This is a genomic window from Erwinia sp. STN24 (assembly GCF_041320675.1).
GTDB classification, from domain to species: domain Bacteria; phylum Pseudomonadota; class Gammaproteobacteria; order Enterobacterales; family Enterobacteriaceae; genus Erwinia; species Erwinia aeris.
In genome coordinates, this window is record NZ_JBGGPM010000001.1 from 1,997,132 (window position 1) to 2,021,700 (window position 24,569).

21 protein-coding genes are annotated in these 24,569 nt (G+C 55.9%); 5 read left to right on the top strand and 16 right to left on the bottom strand.

What is annotated here, in order from left to right; translation table 11 throughout:
* Positions 1 to 8: 8 nt before the first annotated feature.
* Positions 9 to 1,160, bottom strand: a complete 1,152-nt coding sequence (locus ACA373_RS09460; RefSeq protein ID WP_253459279.1) for a 3-phenylpropionate MFS transporter — start codon at positions 1,158 to 1,160, stop codon at positions 9 to 11.
* A gap of 118 nt (positions 1,161 to 1,278) precedes the next feature.
* On the bottom strand, positions 1,279 to 2,532 hold the full coding sequence (gene glyA / locus ACA373_RS09465) for a serine hydroxymethyltransferase (protein ID WP_301730817.1): 1,254 nt from the start codon (positions 2,530 to 2,532) through the stop codon (positions 1,279 to 1,281).
* A 333-nt stretch (positions 2,533 to 2,865) separates the two neighbouring features.
* Between glyA and hmpA the strand changes: the two genes are divergently transcribed.
* Positions 2,866 to 4,050 (top strand): NO-inducible flavohemoprotein, encoded by a 1,185-nt coding sequence (gene hmpA / locus ACA373_RS09470; protein ID WP_370734378.1) that lies wholly within the window; start codon positions 2,866 to 2,868, stop codon positions 4,048 to 4,050.
* Positions 4,051 to 4,099: 49 nt separating this feature from the next.
* Here the strand turns inward: hmpA and glnB are convergent, their stop codons facing one another.
* The 5 genes from glnB to purL all read right to left on the bottom strand — a co-directional run bounded on the left by glnB (position 4,100) and on the right by purL (position 12,533).
* Entirely contained in the window at positions 4,100 to 4,438 is a 339-nt protein-coding gene (glnB, locus tag ACA373_RS09475; RefSeq protein WP_125289509.1) for a nitrogen regulatory protein P-II, read from the bottom strand.
* A 141-nt stretch (positions 4,439 to 4,579) separates the two neighbouring features.
* A complete protein-coding gene (glrR, locus tag ACA373_RS09480) occupies positions 4,580 to 5,914 on the bottom strand; it encodes a two-component system response regulator GlrR (RefSeq protein ID WP_253459270.1) in 1,335 nt (444 codons plus the stop codon).
* The gene (gene qseG / locus ACA373_RS09485) at positions 5,911 to 6,576 is read right to left on the bottom strand and encodes a two-component system QseEF-associated lipoprotein QseG (RefSeq protein ID WP_253459268.1); all 666 of its coding nucleotides are present in this window, start codon (positions 6,574 to 6,576) and stop codon (positions 5,911 to 5,913) included. The genes glrR and qseG overlap by 4 nt, the downstream gene beginning before the upstream one ends.
* A 38-nt stretch (positions 6,577 to 6,614) precedes the next feature.
* Positions 6,615 to 8,042 (bottom strand): HAMP domain-containing sensor histidine kinase, encoded by a 1,428-nt coding sequence (locus tag ACA373_RS09490; RefSeq protein ID WP_301252049.1) that lies wholly within the window; start codon positions 8,040 to 8,042, stop codon positions 6,615 to 6,617.
* Between the two features lie 600 nt (positions 8,043 to 8,642).
* Positions 8,643 to 12,533, bottom strand: a complete 3,891-nt coding sequence (gene purL, locus ACA373_RS09495; RefSeq protein ID WP_301252050.1) for a phosphoribosylformylglycinamidine synthase — start codon at positions 12,531 to 12,533, stop codon at positions 8,643 to 8,645.
* 268 nt (positions 12,534 to 12,801) lie between these two features.
* Here purL and mltF point away from each other — a divergent pair, with 268 nt between their 5' ends.
* Complete coding sequence (mltF, locus tag ACA373_RS09500; RefSeq protein WP_253459260.1) at positions 12,802 to 14,259, top strand: membrane-bound lytic murein transglycosylase MltF; 1,458 nt, start codon at positions 12,802 to 12,804, stop codon at positions 14,257 to 14,259.
* Between the two features lie 132 nt (positions 14,260 to 14,391).
* Here the strand turns inward: mltF and tadA are convergent, their stop codons facing one another.
* The 3 genes from tadA to murQ all read right to left on the bottom strand — a co-directional run bounded on the left by tadA (position 14,392) and on the right by murQ (position 16,605).
* The gene (gene tadA, locus ACA373_RS09505; protein WP_301252051.1) at positions 14,392 to 14,904 is read right to left on the bottom strand and encodes a tRNA adenosine(34) deaminase TadA; all 513 of its coding nucleotides are present in this window, start codon (positions 14,902 to 14,904) and stop codon (positions 14,392 to 14,394) included.
* 39 nt (positions 14,905 to 14,943) lie between these two features.
* Positions 14,944 to 15,582 carry a phosphatidylglycerophosphatase C gene (yfhb, locus tag ACA373_RS09510; RefSeq protein WP_253459257.1) on the bottom strand — a complete coding sequence of 213 codons (639 nt, stop codon included), beginning with the start codon at positions 15,580 to 15,582 and terminating at the stop codon, positions 14,944 to 14,946.
* 120 nt (positions 15,583 to 15,702) lie between these two features.
* Positions 15,703 to 16,605 (bottom strand): N-acetylmuramic acid 6-phosphate etherase, encoded by a 903-nt coding sequence (gene murQ, locus ACA373_RS09515; RefSeq protein WP_370734379.1) that lies wholly within the window; start codon positions 16,603 to 16,605, stop codon positions 15,703 to 15,705.
* 159 nt (positions 16,606 to 16,764) lie between these two features.
* Between murQ and ACA373_RS09520 the strand changes: the two genes are divergently transcribed.
* The 3 genes from ACA373_RS09520 (at position 16,765) to ACA373_RS09530 (ending at position 19,974) form a co-directional block, all read left to right on the top strand.
* Complete coding sequence (locus ACA373_RS09520) at positions 16,765 to 17,604, top strand: MurR/RpiR family transcriptional regulator (RefSeq protein ID WP_301730823.1); 840 nt, start codon at positions 16,765 to 16,767, stop codon at positions 17,602 to 17,604.
* Positions 17,605 to 17,929: 325 nt separating this feature from the next.
* Positions 17,930 to 19,213: an O-antigen ligase family protein gene (locus ACA373_RS09525; RefSeq protein WP_370734380.1), complete on the top strand. Its 1,284-nt coding sequence runs from the start codon at positions 17,930 to 17,932 to the stop codon at positions 19,211 to 19,213.
* Positions 19,210 to 19,974, top strand: coding sequence for a glycosyltransferase family 25 protein (locus tag ACA373_RS09530; protein WP_301252059.1), 765 nt, complete (start codon positions 19,210 to 19,212; stop codon positions 19,972 to 19,974). The genes ACA373_RS09525 and ACA373_RS09530 overlap by 4 nt, the downstream gene beginning before the upstream one ends.
* 286 nt (positions 19,975 to 20,260) lie before the next feature.
* On the opposite strand, the gene ACA373_RS09535 is transcribed toward ACA373_RS09530, so the two are convergent.
* The 6 genes from ACA373_RS09535 to ACA373_RS09560 are packed head-to-tail and all read right to left on the bottom strand — an operon-like array spanning position 20,261 to position 24,557.
* On the bottom strand, positions 20,261 to 20,809 hold the full coding sequence (locus ACA373_RS09535) for a tail fiber assembly protein (protein WP_301252060.1): 549 nt from the start codon (positions 20,807 to 20,809) through the stop codon (positions 20,261 to 20,263).
* A complete protein-coding gene (locus ACA373_RS09540; protein WP_370734381.1) occupies positions 20,809 to 21,780 on the bottom strand; it encodes a hypothetical protein in 972 nt (323 codons plus the stop codon). Before ACA373_RS09540 ends, ACA373_RS09535 begins: the two co-directional genes overlap by 1 nt.
* Positions 21,781 to 21,782: 2 nt before the next feature.
* Entirely contained in the window at positions 21,783 to 22,352 is a 570-nt protein-coding gene (locus ACA373_RS09545) for a DUF2612 domain-containing protein (RefSeq protein ID WP_301730827.1), read from the bottom strand.
* Positions 22,349 to 23,551 (bottom strand): baseplate J/gp47 family protein, encoded by a 1,203-nt coding sequence (locus ACA373_RS09550; RefSeq protein ID WP_370734382.1) that lies wholly within the window; start codon positions 23,549 to 23,551, stop codon positions 22,349 to 22,351. The genes ACA373_RS09545 and ACA373_RS09550 overlap by 4 nt, the downstream gene beginning before the upstream one ends.
* Positions 23,551 to 23,904, bottom strand: a complete 354-nt coding sequence (locus tag ACA373_RS09555) for a hypothetical protein (RefSeq protein WP_369895827.1) — start codon at positions 23,902 to 23,904, stop codon at positions 23,551 to 23,553. Before ACA373_RS09555 ends, ACA373_RS09550 begins: the two co-directional genes overlap by 1 nt.
* Positions 23,901 to 24,557, bottom strand: a complete 657-nt coding sequence (locus ACA373_RS09560; protein ID WP_370734383.1) for a Gp138 family membrane-puncturing spike protein — start codon at positions 24,555 to 24,557, stop codon at positions 23,901 to 23,903. The genes ACA373_RS09555 and ACA373_RS09560 overlap by 4 nt, the downstream gene beginning before the upstream one ends.
* Positions 24,558 to 24,569 lie beyond the last annotated feature (12 nt).

The window sequence follows — 24,569 nt, forward strand, 5'->3', positions numbered from 1 at the left end:
CAGTGCGATTAGGTTTTCGCGGCAATGCGAGCGCTCTTTTCCGGCCGCAGAAACAGCGCCGGCACCACCAGCAGCGCCATCACCCAAAATATATCGCCGTGCAGATGCTGGAACAGCGCCCCGCAGACTATCGTCATTACCGCAATGCCGCCGCCCATCGCCAGCGCCGAATATACGGACTGCAGACGAATAACCTCGGCGCCTTCCCTGGCGGCGATAAAGCGCATCGCCGCCAGGTGACAAATGGTAAAGCTGCCGCAGTGCAGGATCTGCGCTACGATCAGCAGCGGCAGCGCCGTGGTTGAGGCCATCAGGCTCCAGCGGATCAGCGCACATACGCCGGAGAGCAGCAGCAGGTCCCGTGCGGTCCAGCGCCCAAAAAGCCGGTTGCTGGAGGCAAACACGATAATTTCTGCCACCACGCCCAAGGACCAGAGGTAGCCCACCACGCTCGCCGAATAGCCTGCATCCTGCCACCAGATAGCGCTAAAGCCATAATAGGCCGCGTGCGCGCCCTGCATCAGGGTGACGCAGAGCAGAAAGCGCCAGGATGATTTCAGCAGCCGCTGCCAGTCCTGCCAGCCCGCACGTGCGACAACCTTGTCGCTCCCCTGCGGCGGGGTCGCCGGGCGAAGCAGCATCCCACCGAGCATCGCCGCCGTTCCTGCACAGAGCAGCCACAGGATCGCCTGGTAAGAGAAAGCGTTAACCAGCACGCCGGTCAGCGCCGAGCTGATAACAAACGCCAGCGATCCCCACAGCCTGACCGGGCCGTAAGCCATTGCAATCTGCCGTTGCCAGGTGGCGGCCAGCGCGTCGCTCAGCGGCACCAGCGGAGAGAAAAACAGGTTGAAGCCAATCATGACCAGCAGTAGCCAGACCCAGAACGCGCTAAACCAAAAGCCCAGGGCAAACAGCAGCGACAGCCCCGCCAGCAGACGCAGCACGCTAATCAGGCGCGAAGGCGTCGTCACGCGGGAAGCGATAAGCAGGCTGCCGGTAAAGCGGGAAACCATGCCGACGCCTAATAAAAGGCCGATTTTTTCCGCATCAAGTCCGATGCCTTTCAGCCAGACGGCCCAGAACGGCAGCCAGACGCCGTAGGTAAAGAAGTAGGTGAAGTAGCCCAGCCCCAGCCACCACGCAGAACGGATTGCCATTTTTCCTCCGGCAATGTACAGACGAAAAAAACGGGACGTAGCGTCCCGTTTCGTTATCGCGCCGGAAAATTCTCCGGCGTTCTGAAGCGGGATACAGCATCCCGCAGGCTTATGGCTTTTACGCGTACACCGGGAAGCGGGCGCACAGTTCCAGCACCTGCTTTTTCACGCGTTCGATGGTCGTTTCATCGTTGATATTGTCAAGAATGTCGCTGATCCAGCCGGCCAGCTGGCGCACTTCCGCTTCCTTAAAGCCGCGACGAGTCACCGCTGGCGAGCCAATACGAATGCCGGAAGTCACAAACGGGCTTTTCGGATCGTTCGGCACGCTGTTTTTGTTAACGGTGATGTTGGCACGGCCCAGCGCCGCATCAGCTTCTTTACCGGTCAGGCCTTTGCTCACCAGATCGATCAGGAACAGGTGGTTATAGGTGCCGCCGGAAACGATGTCGTAACCGCGCTCCAGCAGGACTTCCACCATCGCTTTAGCGTTTTTGGCAACCTGCTGCTGATAGACCTTGAACTCCGGCTCCATCGCTTCTTTTAGCGCTACCGCTTTACCGGCAATCACGTGCATCAGCGGGCCGCCCTGGCCACCAGGGAAGACGGCGGAGTTCAGCTTTTTATAGAAATCTTCATCGCCGCCCTTCGCCAGGATCAGGCCGCCGCGCGGGCCCGCCAGGGTTTTATGGGTGGTGGTGGTTACGATATGCGCGTGCGGAACCGGGTTCGGGTAAACGCCTGCGGCAATCAGACCGGCGACGTGCGCCATGTCGACAAACAGGTAAGCGCCGATGCTGTCAGCGATTTCACGCATTTTCGCCCAGTCGCAGATGCCGGAGTAGGCAGAGAAACCGCCGATGATCATTTTCGGCTTATGCTTCTGCGCCTGCGCGGCCAGATCGTCATAATCGATTTTGCCGGTCTCGTCGATGCCGTAAGGCACCACGTTGTACAGCTTGCCGGAAAGGTTAACCGGGGAGCCGTGGGTCAGATGGCCGCCGTGCGCCAGGTTCATGCCCAGAATGGTATCGCCCGGCTGCAGCAGCGCGGTATAAACGGCAAAGTTAGCCTGAGAACCGGAGTGCGGCTGCACGTTGGCGAAATCGGCGCCGAACAGCTCTTTAGCGCGATCGATCGCCAGCTGCTCTACAATATCAACATACTCACAGCCGCCGTAGTAACGCTTGCCCGGATAGCCTTCCGCATATTTGTTGGTCAGCTGAGATCCCTGCGCCTGCATGACGCGCGGACTGGTGTAGTTTTCCGAAGCAATCAGTTCAATATGCTCTTCCTGACGCACTTTCTCCTGCTCCATTGCCTGCCACAACTCGGCATCATAATCGGCAATATTCATATCACGCTTTAACATCCGCTTCTCCTGACTCAGCTAACAATCTATTCGGCATTGAACGGCCCTTTTGGGCGAAGGCCAACAGTGTAAACCGTTTTGCCTGCTCAGGGATAGCCGGAAAGCAGGGTTTTTACGCAAACGATTGGCTCCAGCGCTGGCAAGGGTTAGTTCTCTTTTTCTCTGGCGTGGCGGCTCGTCTGTTTCATCATCATCTACGTGCAGGTTTTTCAACATCGACCCTTTTTTGTGGTAATAAATGCCCTTGTCTGGTTAAAGGTTATTTACAGCGTGACGCGTTTCGCTATAAGATGCATTTAAAATGCAACTTATAAAAATCCTCAGGAGTTCGCCATGTTAGACGCCCGCACTATCAGCACCATCAAAGCGACCATCCCGGCTTTGCTGGCTACCGGCCCCGCCCTTACCGCCCACTTTTACGATCGGCTGTTCAGCCATCATCCGGAGCTGAAAGACATCTTCAATATGAGCAACCAGCGCAACGGCAACCAGCGTGAAGCGCTGTTCAACGCTATCTGCGCCTATGCAGGCAATATTGAAAACCTGCCCGCTATTCTGCCGGCGGTTGAGAAAATCGCGCAGAAGCACACCAGCTTTGCCGTGCAGCCTGAACATTACCAGGTAGTGGGCGAACACCTGCTGGCCACGCTGGATGAGATGCTCAGCCCCGGCCAGGAAGTGTTGGATGCGTGGGGAAAAGCCTATGGCGTGCTGGCAGACGTGTTTATTAAGCGTGAAGAAGAGCTGTATGAGGCGTCGGAACAAAAAGTGGGCGGCTGGCGGACGCCGCGCGCGTTCCGCATCAGCGAGATTACGCCACAAAGCGAAGTAATAAAAAGTATTGTCTTCAGCCCGGTTGATGGTCAGCCGGTAGCCGATTATCAGGCCGGGCAGTATCTGGGCGTCTGGCTGCGGGAAAAAAGCTTTGCTAATCAGGAGATCCGCCAGTATTCCCTGACGCGTTCGCCAAACGGCAAAGATTACCGGATTGCGGTGCGGCATGAGGCGGGCGGAACGGTTTCCGGCTGGCTGCACGATCACGCCAAAGTGGGCGACGAGGTGCGCCTGGCAGCGCCTGCCGGAGATTTCTTCCTGAATGTCACGCCGCAAACGCCGGTCACGCTGATTTCAGCGGGCGTCGGTCAGACGCCGATGCTGGCGATGCTGCACGTGCTGGCGGAACAGCACCACCCTGCGCCGGTACGCTGGCTGCACGCGGCGGATAACGGCAAAACCCACGCTTTTGCTGGTGAGGTTGTAGCGACGGGCCAGCAGCTGGCGCAGTTTTCACAGCATATCTGGTATCGGGATCCGCAACCCGACGATAGCGATCGCTATCAGACGCCGGGCCTGATGGATCTGCTGCCGATCGCAGAGCAGCTCAGCGATCCGGCCATGCACTTCTATCTTTGTGGCCCGGTCGGCTTTATGCAGCATATCGCTGAACAGCTGGTGAGCATGGGAGTAGCCGTTGAGCGCGTGCACTATGAGGTATTCGGCCCGCATAAAGTGCTGTAATACGCAAAAGGCCGGATAGTCCGGCCTTTTTTACCTGAAGGCAGGCGACTCAGATCGCTTCTTCATCTTCTTCGCCGGTACGGATACGCACCACGCGCGCCACGTCGAAGACAAAAATTTTGCCATCGCCGATTTTCCCGGTCTGGGCGGTGCGCATAATCGTTTCCACGCAGGTATCCACAATATCGTCGGCGATAACGATCTCGATTTTAACTTTCGGCAGAAAATCGACCATATATTCCGCGCCGCGATAAAGTTCGGTGTGCCCTTTCTGGCGGCCAAACCCCTTCACTTCGGTCACGGTCATCCCGGTGATGCCGACTTCAGCCAGCGCCTCGCGCACATCATCCAGTTTGAACGGTTTGATAATTGCATCGATCTTTTTCATGGCAGACCCTTGTTGTTCCCTCGCCAGCCGGAGGGTAAGCGTATTCAGTATATGTGCAGCAGACAGGATCCGCCGCGCGGTCTGTCACTTTTGCCGGGCAGATAAACTATCATATCTGCACCGCGATGCGGCACAAAAAAACTATTCTTTAAAATCAGAGGCATCCAGCTCATGGCGCGACAGCAGCTTGTAGAATTCCGTGCGGTTGCGTCCGGCCAGGCGCGCCGCGTGCGTCACGTTGCCTTTGGTCATTTGCAGCAGCTTGCGCAGGTAGTTCAGCTCGAACTGGTTTCTGGCCTCGACAAAAGTTGGCAGCGCCGTGTTTTCGCCCGCCAGCGCCTGCTCCACCAGCGCTTCGCCTATTACCGGCGCGGAGCTTAACGCCACGCACTGCTCGATGACGTTAACCAACTGGCGCACGTTGCCCGGCCAGCTTGCGGCGATCAGGCGCTTCATCGCATCGGTAGAAAAGCTGCGGACAAAGGGCTTATGCCTTTCGGCGGACTGCTTCAGCAAATGGTTCGCCAGCAGCGGAATATCTTCCGCGCGCTCGTGCAGCGCCGGCAGGCGCAGCGTCACCACGTTCAGACGATAATAGAGATCCTCGCGGAACTCTTTTTTCTCCATGGCCTTCGGCAGATCGCGATGCGTGGCGGAAATAATACGTACGTTAATATCCAGATCGCGATTGCTGCCCAGCGGCCGCACCTTGCGCTCCTGCAGCACGCGCAGCAGCTTGACCTGGAGCGCCTGCGGCATATCGCCGATTTCATCTAAAAACAGCGTGCCGCCTTCTGCGGCCTGAAACAGCCCTTCGCGCTGGCTCACCGCGCCGGTAAAAGCACCTTTTGCGTGGCCGAACAGCTCAGACTCCAGCAGCTGCTCCGGCAGCGCGCCGCAGTTAATCGCGATAAAAGCCTTGCCGGCTCTTGGGCTGGCGGCATGAATCGCCTGCGCCAGAATCTCTTTTCCGGTTCCGCTCTGGCCGTTGATCAGCACGCTGACGTCGGACTGCGCCACCATCCTGGCCTGGTCCAGCAGCCGCAGCATCACCGGGCTGCGGGTAACAATGCTTTCCCGCCAGGCGTCGTCGCTGGCCGGCGCGCGATGTGCCAGAGCCTGATCGATGGCGCTATAGAGCGCGTCGCGATCCACCGGCTTGGTTAAAAAGCTGAATACGCCCTGCTGCGTGGCGGAAACGGCTTCGGGGATCGAGCCGTGAGCGGTAAGAATAATCACCGGCATGCCGGGATGGCTTTTCTGCACCTCGGCAAACAGCGCCAGACCGTTCATTTCATCCATGCGCAGGTCGCTGATGACCAAATCAATGCGCTCGTTTTGCAGCGTGCGCAGCGCCTCCGGCCCGCTTTCGGCGGTGGATACGCTAAACCCTTCGCTGCCCAGGCGCATCCCTAACAGCTTTAACAGGCCGGGATCGTCATCCACCAGCAGCAGGTTTGCCGATTTTTTTATCATCGCTGCGCTCCTTTTTCCGCGTCGTTTTTCTCGCTGTGGCCGTCGCTGCCGTCGGGCGAACGGCGCGTGGAGAGCTGACGTTCAATATCCGTTAGCGTGTCCAGCTTGCGTCGGGTGACTTTAAGCTCGCTGTTCAGCGTCGCCTGCTGCTGGCGCAGCGCGTCCAGCTGGGCATCGCTGGTCTGCTGCAAATGATGGTAGCGGGTGCGCTCCTCGGAGAGCTGCAGCTGCGCCATTTGGTTATCGCGCCACAGCTGAAGCAGCGGGCGCACGGCGGCGGGATAGTCGCGGCTGAAGGCGTCCAGCTGGAGCATATACTGACGCCGCTCGACGGGCGTGACGTTACCGTTGGCCATCAGCACCGCCTCTTTGAAAGCGCCCTGCCAGCTGTCGCCGCCCTGCTGGCGTGCCTGAGCGCGCGCGTCAGCGGCAGAAAGCCGCGCCGCGCAGTCTGTCGCCCGCAGCCAGTAAAGCGGATTGCTGGTTTTGCTCTCTTCCACGTCCCAGATCCGGGCGCAGTCCACCAGCCGGTAGTCCACTATCTTTGCTTCCGGTTCTACGGGCGCGCTATGACCCACGATTTTAGCGCCGGGCGCGTCGCTCGCGCAGGCGGCCAGCAGGCCAGCCAGCAGCGCGGCTGCCGTGTATTTGCCCAGCTGCATAACCGATCCCGCAGCCGGAAAAAAGAAAGGTAATCGCATTATTTGTTCTCGCCAATGGAGTTAAGTTCGATGCGAAAGCAGACGTCGGCCTCTTTACTGGCGGTCAGCTGTAGATCGCCCAGCAGGCGATGCACGCAGTCTTTGGCGATGCTCAGGCCCAGACCGCTGCCTTTTACCGCGCCTTTGCGCTGCTGGCTTCCCTGAAAGAAAGGCTCAAAAATCATCGCCCGCTCCGCATCCGGTATCGGCGTGCCGCTGTTGGCGACCTCGATGATGACCTTGCGGCCCTGCGGCCAGCTGCGGATCCAGATGGTACCGGATTCATCGCCGTAGTGTATCGCATTCGAATAGAGATTATCGATCGCCCTTGTCAGCAGGGCTTCATCCGCCCGGCAGGCGGTGGCGGTCAGGGCAATATCGGTCTGGATCAGGCGCTTGCGTGCCGTGAGGTTGTGGCTGCTGACGATGCGCTCGATCAGCGGTTGCAGCTCCACCGGCTTCAGCACCACCTGCGCCTCTGAAAGCTTGCGGTTATAGTCCAGCAGCTGTTCAATCAGCCGTTGCAGATGGCGGCTGCTTTCGTCGAGGATGGCGACCACCTCGCGCTGATCGGTGGTCAGCGGGCCGGCGACTTCATCCGCCAGCAGCGCCGTCCCTTCACGCATGCTGGCCAGCGGCGTTTTCAGCTCGTGAGAGATATGGCGCAGGAATTCATGTCGCTGCGATTCAAGCCAGGCCAGGCGCTCGCTAAGCCATAAGATCCGCTGGCCGAGAGAACGCAGCTCGCGCGGGCCTTTCAGCGCGAGATTGTGCCCGGCCGAACGCCCTTCACCCAGCCGGTTGATCATGCGCTCGACCGCCTTGACCGGCCCGATGATCATGCGGGTAAACAGCACCACCAGCCCTAAACTGAGCAGAAACAGGATCAGCGCCTGCCAGCCGAAATACTGGCCGCGTTCGGCTATTTCGCGCTGCAGCTGTAGCCCACGTGAAAATACTGCATCACGCGTGGACTGCACCAGCCGGCCGTTGACGGCGGAAAAACGTTCCAGATTGTCGGAAGCCGTCTTAACAGGACTGCTGTTGTCGCACGCTATTTTCGCCAGTCCGGACAGCAGCTGCTGCAACGACTGCGTTAGCCGATCGTCGGGCACCGCCGCCGCCTGCTCTTCCAGCATGCGGGCATATTTGGTTCGTTGAGTCTGATAAAGGTTCGCCAGCATCGGATCGTCCAGCACGCAGTACTGGCGGTAGCTTCGTTCCAGTTCAAGCGCGGTGCGCGCCATCGCCTCGCTGCGGCGCACATCGGTCAGCGTATTGCGATTGATATCGGCCGCCTGATTGCTCAGCGCGGAGAGGCTTTCCCACGCCTGCCAGGCGAGCACCAGCAGCGGCAGCAGCACCAGCAGAAAGGCCATCAGCACCAGCTGGCGCAGCGATCGGGGAAACAGACGCCATTTTTTCACGGGAAGCTCTCCTGTTTTTAGTCAGCCCGATGCTAACGGAGTGTGCTGCGAGAGGAAAGCCTTAGCGTAAAACGAAAAACGGCAGGCTCAGGGAGCCTGCCGTCATGCGATGCGATGCCGGGATCCCGACATGCCTGAATAGGTGGTGCCTAACTCAACGTTGCGCCCTGAGTGTGATAGAGCCGGAGCTGTATCGGTCTCGCTGGACGGCAGGCACCGTATTGTGCGTCATTCGGAACGTTATGAAGCGCTTGACCGCTTGCGCAGGGCTATCATAACCAGGTGAATGAGCCGCTGGGCCTAGTATAGCAAATTCCATGCCATGTTTGGAATTAAATTATAACGCTTTATTTTAAATAGCTTTTTAAAAACAGTACGGCGCAATGGCGTCAGAAGAGTTCGCCCGGCTGGCAGAAAGTGTCGCCGTTCGGGAACAGGATTAGGATTAACCTCAGGAACACAGCATAATCAATAAGTTAAATGTCGCCATTAAGAGACACCCGATTGACGGCCTGTCGCTATTTTGCAACGGTTGTTCACCATCGGCTCAGAAAACATAAAAAAAGGCAGCCGAAGCTGCCTTTAAGGTTGAGGCTAAACTTAACCAAGCTGCTTACGCGCGTTACGGAAAATCCGCATCCATGGGCTGTCTTCGCCCCACTCTGCCGGATGCCAGGAGTTGCTGACCGTGCGGAAAACGCGTTCCGGGTGCGGCATCATAATGGTGACGCGGCCGCTTTCGTTGGTCACCGCCGTGATCCCGTTCGGCGAGCCGTTCGGGTTAGCCGGATACTGCTCGGTCACCTTGCCGAAGTTGTCGACAAAGCGCAGCGCCACCAGGCCTTTATGCTCCAGCGTGGCCAGATGGGCCTCGTCGCGCACTTCCACAAAGCCTTCGCCGTGCGAAACGGCAATCGGCATCTGCGATCCCGCCATGCCGGCCAGCAGCAGCGACGGGCTGGCCGCCACTTCCACCAGGCTGAAACGGGCCTCGAAGCGCTCTGACTGGTTACGCACAAAGCGCGGCCAGGCTTCGCTGCCGGGGATCAGCTCGCGCAGGTTGGACATCATCTGACAGCCGTTGCAGACGCCCAGCGCCAGCGTTTGTGGACGATGGAAGAAGGTTTCAAACTCGTCGCGCACGCGATTGTTGAACAGGATGGATTTGGCCCAGCCTTCGCCCGCGCCCAGCACGTCGCCGTAGGAGAAACCGCCGCAGGCCACCAGCGTCTGAAAATCCGCCAGATCGCGACGGCCAGCCAGCAGATCGCTCATATGCACGTCGACCGCATCAAACCCGGCGCGATGGAAAGCCGCCGCCATCTCGACGTGGGAGTTAACGCCCTGCTCGCGCAATACGGCCACTTTTGGCCGCGCGCCCGTTGCGATATAAGGCGCCGCGATGTCTTCTTCCGGCCGGAAGGTCAGCTTCACGTTCAGGCCCGGATCGAGATCGTTTTTCTTCGCTTCATGTTCCTGATCGGCGCACGCCGGATTGTCGCGCAGGCGCTGCATCTGCCAGGTGGTTTCTGCCCACCAGGTACGCAGAGTGCTGCGGCTTTCGCTGTAGACTGCCGAATTGCCGGAGGTGATCACAAAACGATCGCCAGGCAGCGCGCGGCCCAGCATGTGCACGCAGTCCGCCAGTCCCTGAGCGGCAAAAACCTGCTCTACGTATTCACGATCGGCCGCCGCAATCTGAATGACGGCGCCCAGCTCTTCGTTAAACAGCGCGGCCAGCGCATCGCTGCCCAGCGCGGCGATATCCGCCTCAACGCCGCAGTGGCCGGTAAAGGCCATTTCCGCCAGCGTCACCAGCAGGCCGCCGTCGGAGCGGTCGTGATAGGCCAGCAGCTTCTCTTCCGCCACCAGCGTCTGCATGGCCGTGAAGAAGCCCGCCAGCCGCTGCGCATCGCGCACGTCGGCAGGCTTGTCGCCCAGCTGACGATACACCTGCGACAGCGCCGTCGCGCCCAGCGCATTCACGCCCTGGCCAAGGTCGATCAGCAGCAGCGCATTGTCATGGTTGGCGGTTTGCAGCTGCGGCGTCACGGTGCGGCGCACGTCTTCCACGCGGGCAAAAGCGGTGATCACCAGCGAAAGCGGCGACGTCATTTCGCGCTGCTCGGTGCCCTGCTGCCAGCGGGTTTTCATCGACATGGAGTCTTTGCCGACCGGGATAGTGATGCCCAGCGCCGGACAAAGCTCCTCGCCTACCGCTTTAACGGCTTCATAAAGCCCGGCGTCTTCGCCTGGATGGCCTGCCGCCGCCATCCAGTTAGCGGAAAGCTTGATGCGCTTTAACGAACCAATCTGCGTGGCGGCGATATTGGTAAGCGCCTCGCCTACCGCCAGGCGGCCGGAAGCGGCAAAATCCAGCAGGGCTACCGGCGCGCGCTCGCCCAGCGCCATCGCCTCGCCGTAATAGCTGTCGAGGCTGGCGGTGGTCACGGCGCAGTTGGCGACCGGGATCTGCCACGGCCCCACCATCTGATCGCGCGCAACCATGCCGGTAACGGTACGGTCGCCGATAGTGATCAGGAAGGTTTTTTCCGCCACGCTCGGTAAATGCAGCACGCGTTTAACGGCATCGGCAACGGTAATGCCTTCCCGCGCCAGCGGCTCGCCTTTGGCTTTCAGCGTGACGGCTTCACGGGTCATCTTCGGCGTTTTGCCCAGCAGCACGTCCAGCGGCATATCGATCGGCTTGTTATCGAAATGGCTGTCGCTCAGCGACAGGTGCATCTCTTCCGTGGCTTCGCCGATAACGGCGTAAGGCGCGCGCTCACGCTGGCAAAGCGCAGCGAACTGCGCCAGTTTGTCCGGCGACACGGCCAGCACGTAACGCTCCTGCGACTCGTTACACCAGACTTCCAGCGGGCTCATGCCCGGCTCATCGCTGAGGATATCGCGCAGGTTGAAGCGGCCGCCGCGTTCGCCGTCGCTCACCAGCTCCGGCATGGCGTTAGACAGACCGCCCGCGCCCACGTCGTGGATAAACAGGATCGGGTTCTCTTCGCCCAGCTGCCAGCAGCGGTCGATCACTTCCTGACAGCGGCGCTCCATCTCCGGGTTGTCGCGCTGTACCGAGGCAAAGTCGAGATCCGCATCCGACTGGCCGGAAGCCATTGAAGAGGCTGCACCGCCGCCCAGGCCGATATTCATCGCCGGGCCGCCCAGCACGATCAGCTTCGCGCCCACCGTGATTTCGCCTTTCTGCACGTGATCGGCGCGAATATTGCCGATACCGCCGGCCAGCATAATCGGCTTATGGTAGCCGCGCAGCTCGACGCCGTTGTGGCTGTTAACTTCTTCTTCATAGGTACGGAAGTAGCCGGTCAGCGCCGGACGGCCGAACTCGTTGTTAAACGCCGCGCCGCCCAACGGGCCTTCAGTCATGATATCCAGTGCGGTAACGATGCGGTCAGGCTTGCCGAAATCCTCTTCCCACGGCTGTTCAAAACCGGGAATACGCAGGTTGGAGACCGAGAAGCCCACCAGGCCCGCTTTGGGCTTCGCGCCGCGTCCGGTTGCGCCTTCATCGCGGATTTCACCGCCGGAACCGGTTGCCGCACCGGGCCACGGCGAAATCGCCGTCGGGTGGTTGTGGGTTTCCACCTTCATCAGGATATGCGCCTCTTCCTGATGGAAATCGTAGCGGCTTTCCGCATCGGCATAGAAGCGGCCAACCTGCGAGCCTTCCATCACCGCCGCGTTATCTTTATAGGCGGACAGCACGTGATCCGGCGTTTTCTCAAAGGTGTTTTTGATCATTTTGAACAGCGATTTTGGCTGCTGTTCGCCGTCGATGATCCAGTCGGCGTTAAAGATTTTATGACGACAGTGCTCTGAGTTCGCCTGGGCGAACATATACAGCTCAATGTCGTTCGGGTTGCGCCCGAGTTTTTCAAAAGCCTGCTGCAGATAGTCGATTTCGTCTTCCGCCAGCGCCAGGCCCAGCCTGCGGTTGGCCAGCTCCAGCGCCGTACGGCCTTCGCCCAGCACGTCCACGCTGGTGAGCGGAGCCGGTTCATGATGCGCGAACAGCCGTTCGGCCTGCGACAGATCGCTGAGCACCACTTCCATCATGCGGTCATGCAGCAGCGCGCCCAGCTGCGTCCACTGCGCTTCGGTCAGCTGCGGCGCTTTGATGTAGAAGGCCAGCCCGCGCTCCAGGCGCGTCACCTGCGGCAGATCGCAGTTGTGGGCGATATCGGTCGCCTTGGAAGACCACGGGGAAATCGTTCCCGGACGAGGCGTCACCAGCAGCAGGCGACCTTCGGGGGTATGTTCGGCGAGAGAAGGACCATATTTCAGCAGGCGCTGTAAACGGGCTTTTTCAGCCTCGTCAAGCGGCGCGCTGACATCGGCGAAATGGACGTACTCGGCGTAAATGTCACTCACCGGCAGGTGAGCGTCCTGAAAGCGGGCCAGCAGTTTGTTAATACGAAATGCCGACAGAGCGGGCGAACCACGCAGAATTTCCATCATTAAAGATCTCTCGTCAGAGCGCCAGGCGACGCTTCTTTGGGCGCAACAGGGGAAAACGGGCGCCATTATAAAGAATCCCCATCTGTTACGAAACCGTTTGCGCAGAATTAATCGGCACAGGGAATTGCCTGAAAAGCGCACAATTCCGCACAAATCTGGTTGCGCCGCCGCAGGGAGTTGCGCAAAATGCCCCACGCTCAGGGACCATTAAAGACCACAAATACTGCCGTTACAGACAGAATCCTGAGAGAAATCGAGAGATAACCATTTGAAACGCCTGAAAATTAATTATCTGTTCATCGGGCTGGTGACGGTACTGCTCGCGCTTGCGCTGTGGCCGTCGATCCCGTGGCACAGCAGCGGGCTGGACCGAACGGAACAGATAAAAGCACGGGGAGTATTGCGCGTCAGCACGCTCAATTCGCCCCTGACTTACTACACAGTGAATAAAGCACCGGCCGGTATGGATTACGAGTTGGCGAAACGCTTTGCCGATTATCTGGGCGTAAAGCTGCAAATCACGGTGCGTCAAAACCTCAGCGAGCTGTTTGACGACCTGGAAGAGGATAAAGCGGACGTGCTGGCGGCGGGGCTAATCTACAACAGCGATCGCCTGTCGCGCTTTCGCACCGGCCCGACCTACTATTCCGTTTCCCAGCAGCTGGTTTACCGGATGGGCAAGCCGCGTCCGCCGAATCTGGGCGCGCTGAAGGGCCGCCTGACGGTTGCGTCCGATTCCGCGTTCGCTTCGACGCTGCGCGATATCCGGCAAAATCAGTATCCCGATCTGGACTGGGCCATCTCTACCGATCAGAGCCCGAATGCCCTGCTGGAAGCGGTGGCGGACGGCAAGCTCGACTATACGGTGGGCGATTCGGTGTCGATCGCGCTGCTACAGCGGATCCATCCGCAGCTGGCGGTGGCTTTCGATATCACGGATGAAGAGCCGGTGACCTGGTATATGGCGCGCGACGAAGATGACAGCCTGTATGCGGCGATGCTGGACTACTTTAACCAGATGGCGGAAGAAGGCGCGATGGCGCGGCTGGACGAGAAGTATCTGGGCCACGTCGGCACCTTCGACTATGTCGATACCCGCACTTTTCTGCGCGCCATCGACAGTATGCTGCCTGCTATCCGCCCGCTGTTTCAAAAATACGCCAGCGAGATCGACTGGCGGCTGCTGGCGGCTATTTCCTGGCAGGAGTCGCACTGGAACCCGCAGGCCACCTCGCCTACCGGCGTGCGCGGTATGATGATGCTGACCCGCAATACGGCGGACAGCGTCAACGTCAGCGACAGAACCGATCCGGAACAGAGCATTCGCGGCGGCAGCGCGTATCTGGTGAAAATGATGGAGAAGGTGCCGCCGACCATCCCGGAAGATGAGCGCATCTGGTTCGCGCTGGCGGCGTATAACATGGGCTACGCGCATATGCTGGACGCGCGCAGGCTGACCGAAAAGCAAAAAGGCAATCCGGACAGCTGGGCCGACGTCAAGCAGCGGCTGCCGATGCTGAGCCAGAAACGCTATTACAGCCAGACCACCTACGGCTACGCGCGCGGCCAGGAAGCCTACAACTATGTGGAGAACATCCGCATTTACCAGCTGAGCCTGGTGGGCTATTTACAGGATCAGGAAAGGAAGCTGGCGCAGCAGGCGGCAATGGAAGCGCAGCTGGGTAAAGGCTATCCGGCCGTGGAGCCGCAGGTGGCGATGAACTGAATGTGGGCGCGGCGAACGGCGGGGAAGTAAAAACACCCTGAGCGCGGCACGGGCGACATTTTATGCGTCTTTAAGCCAGGCCACGTTCTCTGCTCTTTTCTGTAAAAGGGCGCTGTTATCCAGCGCCCTTGTTTATTCTCCTTTCAGCAGCTCCGCGCGCAGCCTGTCGCGCAGCGCCTTTTTCTCCGCCCGACGATGGCGGAAGAAATCGCTTAGCATAGCCGCGCACTCTGCCGCCAGCACGCCCTGCTCCACGCTGACCTGATGATTCATGCCCGCATGGCCTAAGATATCCAGCAACGACCCCGCCGCGCCGGTTTTCTCATCCCGCGCGCCAAACACCAGCCGCCCCACTCTGCCGTGCACCATCGCGCCCGCACACATCACGCACGGCTCCAGCGTTACGTACAGCGTGGTGTCCAGCAACCGATAGTTTTCCAGCACCTTGCCGCCCTGCCGCAGCGCCATAATCTCCGCATGTGCGGTCGGATCGTGATAGCCGATAGGCCGGTTCCAGCCTTCGCCGATAACGGTATCGCCCTGCACCAGCACGGCGCCGACGGGCACTTCGCCTTCTTCCCAGGCACGGCGCGCCAGCGTTAAAGCATGGCGCATCCATTTTTCATCAATTTGGGTATCGCTCACCTGAGCCTCCAGCAAAAAATCGCGGGGCAGTATACCCGTTTACTCCAGCTGTTGCAGTTCGCCCTGCGGCGTCACCCGCCAGCGATGCTGGCAGAAGAAAAGCAGCGGGTTATCCTGCTTGCTGTCGCTGTAGCCACTGTAAAGCTGTAAAGGCGTGCCGATACGTTTTTCCAGCTGCGCCACCTTTTCATGTCCCAGGCAGCGCATTGTCAGCACTCGTCCACCGTAGCCGCGTGACATCTGACTGGCGATCGTTTTTACCTTCGGCAGAAAAGCGGAGTCAAAATAGACCAGATCCACCAGCGACTGCGGCGAGCCGGTAATCAGCCAGACGTCAGCGTCAGCGCTGTTCAGGTAGTCGGTCAGCCGCTGCTGCACCACCGGGAAAGCGGTGACCCGTTGCCGAAACCACTGCGCAAAGGCTTTTTCGCGCACCAGCAGCTTCTTTTCGCTGTGGCCAAACGTAATCGCCCACAGCAGCAGACTCATCGGCCAGCGCGAAGCGCGCCCCTTGAGAAGCAGGCCGGCGCCGATCACGGGCAGCAAAGGCGCCACCAGCAACAGGTTGAGCGGCTGACGCCATAGCAAATAGCGCATAAAAGTACCGAACATATCCTGCTGATGCAGCGTGCCGTCGAGATCGAAAAATACCACACGTCGTTCCTGACCAGTTATCAAACCTTTCTCCTCGGGGAAAACCCACAAACCAGACGCGTCTCGCGCCGTCATAACGCTGTTAATAATAGTGGACGCTGAGACAGCAATGTCAAAACTGCGCGCGGTGCGGGTAAATCCGCTTCAGCGCATACTCGCCTGTAATGCCGCGCGTAAGAAGCCGCCGTGTTCGGCAAGCAGCGTAGCGGCTTTTGTTGCGTCAACGCCGCTCAACACCATCAGGATAGCGGTTTTTACTTCATATGCCGTTTGCCGAAGCGCCCGTTCCGCCTCTTCCCGCTCGCAGCCCGTCGCCTGGCAAACCATCCGGCAGGCGCGATCGACCAGTTTGACGTTGGTCGCCTGCATATCCACCATCAGGTTCTGATAGACCTTGCCGATTTTTACCATCGCGCCGGTGGAGATCATATTCAGCACCAGCTTCTGCGCCGTTCCCGATTTTAGCCGCGTCGATCCGGTGAGCGCCTCTGGCCCCACGACCGGCGAAATGGCGATGGCCGCTTCATGCGCGATGGGCGAGGCCGGGTTACAGGAGATCGCTGCGGTGCGGCAGCCGGACTGGCGGGCGAAACGCAATGCACCAATGACATAAGGCGTGCGTCCGGAAGCAGCCAGGCCGACCACCATGTCCTGCGGCGTCAGCTTCAGCGCCTGCAAATCGCTGACGCCCAGCTGTTCATCATCCTCGGCGCCTTCGACCGCTTTCAGCAGCGCGCCTGGCCCGCCCGCGATTACCCCTACCACCAGCCCATGCGGCACGCCGAAGGTCGGTGGACATTCGGAAGCGTCCAGCACGCCGAGCCGCCCGCTGGTACCCGCGCCCATATAGATAAGCCTGCCGCCTTCCTGTAACGAAGCGGCTGCCGCGTCTACCGCCTGCGCCACCTGCGGCAGCGTCCTGCGCACCGCTGCTGCAACGGTAGCGTCCTGATCGTTAAATTTCGTTACCATCTCCAGCGTGGAGAGACTGTCGAGGTCCATTGTGTCTGCATTACGTGTTTCTGAAATCAGTGCGCCAAGATCCATGCTATCCTCACAAATGAATTTTTAATTCTGTATTCGGCTTAATTGCTGAATATTATATTCATAACCGTTTTCCGAAGGGTCTTTTTTACTAAGCTGGCCGCCTTTTATAAGGGTAGCTGACGTGCTGAAGCGTGTTCAGACCGTTTTAAGGAGGAGCCGATGAGCTCACTATTACGTATTCGCCAACTCTATCCCACGCTGGCGCTGAACGAGCGACGCCTCGCTGACTTTTTACTGTCGCAGCCGGATAAGGCGCGGCATCTCAGTTCGCAAAGGCTGGCGGAAGAAGCGGGCGTCAGCCAGTCCAGCGTGGTGAAGTTTGCGCAGAAGCTGGGCTACAAGGGATTTCCGGCACTGAAGCTGGCGCTGAGCGAATCGCTGGCGAAAAAAGACGCTATTACCGTGCATAACCTGATCTTAAGCGACGATCCGTTAAAAGTCGTGGGCGAGAAGCTGCTGGCAGAAAAACAGTCCGCTATCCGCGCCACGCTGGATATCAACAGCGAGGAAAAGCTAACGGAAACGTTGCAGCTGTTAAAGGAAGCGAATCGCATTGTGCTGGTAGGTATCGGCGCGTCGGGGCTGGTGGCGAAAGATTTTTCGTGGAAGCTGATGAAGATTGGTATTCACGCCGTGGCCGAGCAGGATATGCATGCGCTATTGGCCAGCGTGCAGGCGTTAAATCCGGGCGATGTGCTGCTGGCAATTTCCTATACCGGCGAACGCCGCGAAATCAACCTTGCCGCTCAGGAAGCGCGGCGTGCCGGGGCCAGCGTGCTGGCCTTCACCGGCTTTACGCCGAACACGCTGCAACAGTGCGCCACGCATTGCCTTTATACGGTGGCCGAAGAGCAAACCACCAGCAGCGCGGCAATCTCTTCGACCTCCGCCCAGCTGACGCTGACCGACCTGCTGTTTATGGCGCTGGTGCAGCACGATCCCGAACGCGCTTCCAGCCATATCCGCCACAGCGAGGCGCTGGTGAAGAAGCTGGTTTGAGGCTCGCGCCAGCGGTAAAACAAGATAGTACTGTCTGGATGGTTCAAATGCGCAACCAAGGGATTTATCATTTCTTTCAAACAGATAGATAAGACCCTGCACTTACCTTTAAGCGGGCTGTTTTGATTTTTCTTTATAGATCAGTTATAAACGAAGGCTAATTTTCTCAGTCGGCAGTACTAAAATTACTCCCCTGAAGGCAGGCGCAATGATTATCCATAAAGGAAATGGCGGCAGTATCCCCAGCAAATGTTATCAGGTATTTATTCAGTTAACGTTCATTCGTAACGGTTTATCTTCCCTTGTGCCAAGGACTCTATTCTAAATGAGCGAATTACTTTCCTCCCGGAAATACACAAGAAATGAGCAAGTCACCAGGGTAATATTTTTTGGTTCTCTGGCATTACTCTTATTGATACTGCCTTTCGGATTTATTCATGAAAAGGCCAGCAGAGTTTCATTCTATCTTTGTAGCTATCTTTGCGCCGCTGGCATTTTACTGAACTTTAAAGATATCCGCTCAACGCTTTTTAATTCCAAAATAATCCTTCCCGGCCTGCTATTGGCAATCATGTTTACAGTATGGTCACTGTTCGCATCGTATAACAAAATTCCAGGAGTGGATAACGGCCTCTTATTCACCCCGGCTAAACGCTGGTTTTTAGCTACGCTTATCGCTTTGTTTACCCTGTGGGGCGTAAAAAAAGAGCTGATCAGTAAGACGCTACTTTATAAATTAACGTGGGTTTCGTTATCTTTTGCCTTTATCCTTTCCAGCGTTTACGGCATCTGGCAGCATATAAACGGCGTCGACAGGATCGTTCTTGGTATAAACCGCGCTACGCTTACCGCCTATGCTTATAGCGCGCTGGCGTTGGCTATGATGACCATGCTTAATCAAATAAATTCGCTATCCGTCAGGTTTACCGCCATCATCCTTACCTGCCTGCTCTCTATATATATCATTCTACTGACTGAAACCCGTTCTGCCATGTTTATCCATACGCTTCTGTCAGTGGCGATTATGATTAGTGCGCTCTGGCGCGGTAAACTCATCAAACCTTTACCGGTGATAGCCATCGTTATAGCTTTTGCGGCCATCGCTACCTTTGGTAAGAGCATCATCTATTCACGCGTTGATACCACTCAGCAGGAAATAACACGATTCAGTCAGGGTGATGACCACACATCCCTGGGATCTCGTTTTACCCTGTGGCAATCGGGCCTTGTGGCTATTCAGGAAAATCCGCTGGGTCAAACCCAGGTCACCAGAAACACTATAATACGCAACTGGATCACCACAAACCATCCTGATTCATTTGCGCTGGAATATATTGATGTTCACTTGCACAATGAATTCCTACAGTACACCTCGCTATTTGGCGTTTTTGGCTTCCTTATCCTTTTATTCTTTTTTATAAAATTGATTTTTGATAATGGTACAGCAGGTATCTTTAGTAACCCTGTCTCGATTATGGCAATCTCTGCGTTGCTGTATGGCATGACAGATGTGCTGTTGACCTCTATAGAGTATATAGTACTGCTCAGCACACTGATTTTGTTGGCCAGCCTCAACAGCAATAAAAAAGTAATAGCGGATAAAAGATGAGTAATATAGCCATTTTCGTGATCAATTTGCCTGTCTCTACAGACAGGTTACAATCTATGCAGAGACAGCTGGCTGCTATAGGTAAAGAATTTTTTACTATTAAAGCTGTCGACGGTTCGAAAATAGCCGATGACGAGTTCTTCTTCTATAAAAGAGAGGTGAGCTACGCCATCACTAAAGGGGAAGTGGGCTGCGCAATGAGCCATTTGAAGGCTTATAAGCAGCTGGTGGACTCTGACTATGATCTAGCCTTAATTCTGGAAGATGATGTCACCGTTCCCGCCGATATTGGGAAACATTTGGAGAGTATCGCTAAAAATAACAGTGACAGGCATAGTACCGTCACTCTGCTTTCTGATATTAACCAATATCAGAACAAGCAGCTTTATTCTACAGATAATACGCATCATGTTCATAAAGTACTTAATGCAGCCTTCTCGCACGGCTATGTGATCAATAAACCGGCGGCAAAAAAGATGCTGGCCAACCTCTTTCCAGTCTGGTGCGTCGCAGATCAATGGACAACGTTTCAAGAGTTTGGGTTAATTGATCTTCACGGGGTAGTGCCATCATTGATAAATACCTATGAACCGTTGGAAAAAGTAACAACCATTGGGGACAGAAGCTCAGAATTGGTAAGGAAGGAGAAAAAAATAATATGGCGAAGAATAAGGAATTCACGCCCTGTAATGTTAAAGATCAAGAAAAGTTTGTGGCTGGCTTTTGTCAGGCCGTTTATTTCTATTAAGAAAAAAAATTAACTATAAAATCACACTTGGGGTAGTGAGCAGACCACTACCCTAGTGTGCCATGTACCTTTAAAAAATATATTCCCAGGATATCCTCAGAATTACAAGGCCCTTGAAATTATTTTAGAATGATATTCACTATTATAATTTAAAAACAAATGGTTATTTCTATAAATATATTTTTAACTACATCAAAAATTGTAATATAGCGCATTATATAAATACAATTTGCCACTCCAGCCGAATGCACTTAATAAAAAAATACCCAACAAATTAATTTTAAATCACATGATCGTCTTTAGCGATTTGGAGCTGTAGGCCATATAATATCTTGCGCAACGTTAACATCGATTCTACTCACCAGAACCCGAAACGCCTTCCACTTAGCGAGCATCTTTTCTTCAGCATCGGTTACAATACCAAGTGATTCAGCGTCCCGAATAATCTCAATATTCTCATTTGCCTCTCTGAGAAAGTCTGCCTTTTGAATAGTTGCTTTTTCCACATAATCTACCGGAGAAGATATAATGCTTCCATTATCAACCATCCAATTACCAAGCCTGTCAAAACCTTTGGGAAGCTCGGTGCTATTCATCTCAATAACGCTTAAATCATCAGGAACTATTGCCGAAGCATCCTGGTTAAAGTCCCTGACCACACCTTTTTTATCGTAAGCTATTTTGATCGTATCCTTTTCAAAAGAAGACAAACTGTCATACCAGTCCCGACCAGTTTCATCCTGATAAAAAACAATCGAAACATTATTTACATTGATGAAATGAAAAATATCGCTATTGTTTTCATTCTGAACGGGAAAGTATTTAATAAAATTCTTCAAGTGTAACATCAGGCAACTCCTACATTATACCAATTTCCATTGATTAAAATTTGCGGGTAACGGTAGTTTACAGCGGTATAGTTTGTTTTCTGTTGCACGCCTACCACTACCGTACCATCAGGGGCATTTGCAAACGTATTATCATTATTGTTATTAGTTGCACTGCCCCAGCCAGCAAGTCTGAATGAAGACACCCTTGAATTAAGCTGACCGCTTGCCCAATCATATAGCCACCCTCCCCATCGAGATCCATAAACATTACCATCCGATGCCAGCTGCGAGGCGCCGTTTCCGGCATAGACACTGCTCATAGACAATATGTCCTGAGCAGATGAAATCCTACCGTTTGCTGAAAAATTACGCTCTGTACGTAGATCGCCAGAGGCGTAATTAACAGCAAGCGGCCTTAAATTATTCCATCCGCCTCGGGGATCGCCATCTTTTGTTAACATCAGATAATAATTTTCACCATCAAATCGCCAAAAAACGCCCTTGTTATTAGCAATAATCCGATAATTATCTACTGAGTTCGACCAAACTTCGCCTTTTATCTCACCACCGGTAACAGGAAACGCCCCTACTTCTGCCGCGCTAAGCCCGTTTTTTAACGCCAGGCTACCCAAACCAAGATTGCCGCGCGCCTGCGCTACGTTATTTACATCCGCAAGGTTTTTGCCGGTCTGCAAATACCGGCCATCCAGCTGAGCAGTTGCATTATTTAACAAGGCTTTTAACAGTGTGGCCTGTAATGCCGCTGTGTCGCCATCGTCCAGCACATCATTACCGGATTTATCTGCCATAAAGCTGGCTACGACGGAAGCAATCGTTGAGGCCTGTCGCCAGACCTTATTCAGCTGTTCGCTTCTGGCGATGCCGGTTTGAAAGCCGTTTGCCGTAGCATCCAGCGCTTCGTAATCCGCCTGTGACAGCACGTTTGCGCTTTCGCCCGTAGCAAAAGGTTTAAAGTCATTTTTTGCCATCGTTATTCTCCATTAATTTCATAATTTACCGTGACGCCAGCGGGCTTGATCGCCAGATAGCCCTGCTTAATAATTTCTTTGGTAATGGTCGACAGGTTTTTTGCCGTCACATATACCGTTACGGTCATATCCTGATTATCGGTAAAGGTGATATTGATATCCTGCTTCGTATAGATTTCTTGCAGAATTGCGGGCAACGTGTCGGCCGTGCCGTCCCACTTATTGGCGCCGATTTTAGCGCGCAGCATCGTGCGATAATCCTCATCATCTACTTTGATAATGCCCGAATCGGGTTCATACCTGTCTTTCCAGCTGCCAAGGTCGAAGCCCAGCGAGGCCTTATCAAAGGTAAAAAAGTAATCTTCAATCGGTGCGTTAATACTTCTGGCTCGCCCGATCCACTCGCCTAAAATATCAAGCTGCGCGCCGGTAGCATTGTCTAAATCTAACGCCGTTACGATTTCGCTAAAGAGATCGATAATTTCTTTTTGCGGCCGCGTGGTTAAATCAATGTGCTCGACGTATTTCGCTTTTCCGCGATGGTAGTTGGTGATCAGATCGGTATAATTCATGAGGTCACCGATATCGTAATATTATCCGCCTCGCAGCTGGCAAATTCGTTATAGCCGATAGCGATATTGCCTGAGGAAAGCGCGGCTTCGCTTTTTCCTGCCAGCAGGCTCAGGATGTCGTAGTACTGGCTGTCCGTACTGTCCTGCCCTGTCGTCAGGTTAGCGGGCGAATAAAGACGGCTGAGCAGAACGCTGTTGCCGATCCCCAGACTATTGATATAGGCCGCCAGCGCCTTTTTAATTTTCTCCGCGATGGGGCTGGTGTAGCCCGTCAGCGCTTTCAGCTCCAGCGACAGATAAACCGGCACCGGCACCGGCCGCGAAAAGCGGATCGCCTGCGGCGTGCCATAGCTGTCGGCAAGCGTTATGGTGGTATTGCCAAACGTGCCTACGCCCAGCGATTTCTTTTTGCGAATAACGTCGGCGATCGTATTTGCGTCACCACCCTGCACCACTGCCGAAATAGTATGGCCGGGCAGCCCATTCGCATCCTTATCATCGCTGTCGTTCTGGTAAAGCTTATGTCCAACGACGCCTGCGATATTTGAAATTGCGCCGTCCAGCGCGTCAAAAGTGGTCAGCGCCGTCAATGAAACGCTTTGCGCCTGGCGCAGCCGCAGTTCCGCATCCGTTTCGGCAACGCTTCCCGTGGCCGCCGCGTTCAGGTTGGTCACCGTCTGCCAGCCGCGCGTCGGCGTGTTGATTTGGTTAACGGAACCACTTACCGCCGCTATCGGCCCGGTTTCCGCGCAGGTGGCCGTCACGGTGACCAATCCCGTGGTGGCAATCGTTACGCTTGCGGGCAGGTTCCAGATAACGTTATTACTGTCCCTGACCGAGCCGTTAACAATGGTGGTGCCCGGCGTGCCACCTAGCTGCAAATCCACCGTTGAGTTGGTCGCGGGTTTACGCACGATACCGTTGATTTTTACATTGCGCGTCAGCGCGTCGCCCACCGCGGTGGACGGCGAAAACGAGTTGTAGCAGGTTATCGCCATGTTATTGGCATCGTGGATAGCCAGCGCCATAATCGCTATCATCTGGCCGTCTTTGCTGTCCGGTTCCAGATAGGCGTCGGTGCCATAAATTTGTCGGAAATAGTCGGTCAGCGCGCTGAGGATTGTCTGGTAATCAGGCGCGCCGATCCCCTGGGCCGTTATCGTTGCCGATAACCCCAGCCTGTCTGTCTTAAGAGCCATTATGCCTCGCTTGTTACTGTCGTCGTGCCGTACAGCGTTTCCACGGTTACCGTGAAAATTGCCCGGCGGGATGAAGAGTCGAACGTGGTATTGAAAGAGAGAATGGACTTAACGCCCTGGGTGGCAAGGATGCGCTGGCGCAGAACCATTTCCGCCGTCGCGCTGTGCTGCTTGCCGGTCAGCGATTGCAGCCAGGGCGTGCCTTCCGTGGTATCCAGAAACCATTGCCCATACCATAATTGCAGCCGCGTTTTAATCGCCTGTGCCACGCACGCCGGCGAGTTAACCAGGAAAGCGCTGTCCCCTTTGCCAAAGGCGTAATCGCCGTCCTGCTCTTCTCTGCGATATCTCATTGCGGTCCCCTTGTGTAGCTGCTGCCGCTCTGGATGCCGCCATGAACGTGATCGATCTGGCTGATGCCGCCAGCGGTCTGATCGCCGGTCGAGGTAATATCGCCATTGACGTGCAGATTGCCGTTAAGCGTTAGCCGCGTAGTGGTGATATTGACCTCGCCGCTCTGTTTCAGCTCGATAAAGGCCTGGCCTTCATCCGTACGGATTTGCAAAGCCTCCGTGCTGATAGCGCTGATTTTTTCCTTCTGGGACTGCGGCCCGACCAGCGCGAAAGCGTCGGACAGATCGTGCTGACGCGGATCGACCGGTTCCTGCACGTCGCCGTTTTGCCACCAGAAGTCGATGCAGCGATCGCTGAAGATCACCAGGCATTCATCGCCCTTTTTAACGGGAAAGGTGATGGTACAGCCGCCGCCGCGGGGAAAAACCACGGGAACGTCGACCAGCAAAGGCAGCGCCTGAGAAACCGGCTGGCCGCTGGCATTGCGCACGCTGCCCTTAATGGCCGGCTGCACCACGCAGGTTACAGTGTCGGGATCGAAGGATTGAATAATGCCGGGTAAGGCTACGCGTAGCGTTGTGGACACCATGTCCGCTAAAGCCCGATACGCCTGAGCTTCCCCGCCAATCACTGACTGGATAGAAACGGGCATAAAAACTCCAAA

Bases quoted from the DNA above. Each gene is read 5' to 3' on its own strand.
- ACA373_RS09545 (WP_301730827.1), bottom strand. From the start codon at position 22,352: ATGAATTATACCGATCTGATCACCAACTACCATCGCGGAAAAGCGAAA.
- ACA373_RS09560 (WP_370734383.1), bottom strand. From the start codon at position 24,557: ATGCCCGTTTCTATCCAGTCAGTGATTGGCGGGGAAGCTCAGGCGTAT.
- glrR (WP_253459270.1), bottom strand. From the start codon at position 5,914: ATGATAAAAAAATCGGCAAACCTGCTGCTGGTGGATGACGATCCCGGC.
- ACA373_RS09530 (WP_301252059.1), top strand. From the start codon at position 19,210: ATGAGTAATATAGCCATTTTCGTGATCAATTTGCCTGTCTCTACAGAC.
- purL (WP_301252050.1), bottom strand. From the start codon at position 12,533: ATGATGGAAATTCTGCGTGGTTCGCCCGCTCTGTCGGCATTTCGTATT.
- ACA373_RS09555 (WP_369895827.1), bottom strand. From the start codon at position 23,904: ATGAGATATCGCAGAGAAGAGCAGGACGGCGATTACGCCTTTGGCAAA.
- glnB (WP_125289509.1), bottom strand. From the start codon at position 4,438: ATGAAAAAGATCGATGCAATTATCAAACCGTTCAAACTGGATGATGTG.
- ACA373_RS09550 (WP_370734382.1), bottom strand. From the start codon at position 23,551: ATGGCTCTTAAGACAGACAGGCTGGGGTTATCGGCAACGATAACGGCC.
- ACA373_RS09460 (WP_253459279.1), bottom strand. From the start codon at position 1,160: ATGGCAATCCGTTCTGCGTGGTGGCTGGGGCTGGGCTACTTCACCTAC.
- ACA373_RS09525 (WP_370734380.1), top strand. From the start codon at position 17,930: ATGAGCGAATTACTTTCCTCCCGGAAATACACAAGAAATGAGCAAGTC.
- ACA373_RS09540 (WP_370734381.1), bottom strand. From the start codon at position 21,780: ATGGCAAAAAATGACTTTAAACCTTTTGCTACGGGCGAAAGCGCAAAC.
- glyA (WP_301730817.1), bottom strand. From the start codon at position 2,532: ATGTTAAAGCGTGATATGAATATTGCCGATTATGATGCCGAGTTGTGG.
- ACA373_RS09535 (WP_301252060.1), bottom strand. From the start codon at position 20,809: ATGTTACACTTGAAGAATTTTATTAAATACTTTCCCGTTCAGAATGAA.
- ACA373_RS09520 (WP_301730823.1), top strand. From the start codon at position 16,765: ATGAGCTCACTATTACGTATTCGCCAACTCTATCCCACGCTGGCGCTG.
- murQ (WP_370734379.1), bottom strand. From the start codon at position 16,605: ATGGATCTTGGCGCACTGATTTCAGAAACACGTAATGCAGACACAATG.
- hmpA (WP_370734378.1), top strand. From the start codon at position 2,866: ATGTTAGACGCCCGCACTATCAGCACCATCAAAGCGACCATCCCGGCT.
- qseG (WP_253459268.1), bottom strand. From the start codon at position 6,576: ATGCAGCTGGGCAAATACACGGCAGCCGCGCTGCTGGCTGGCCTGCTG.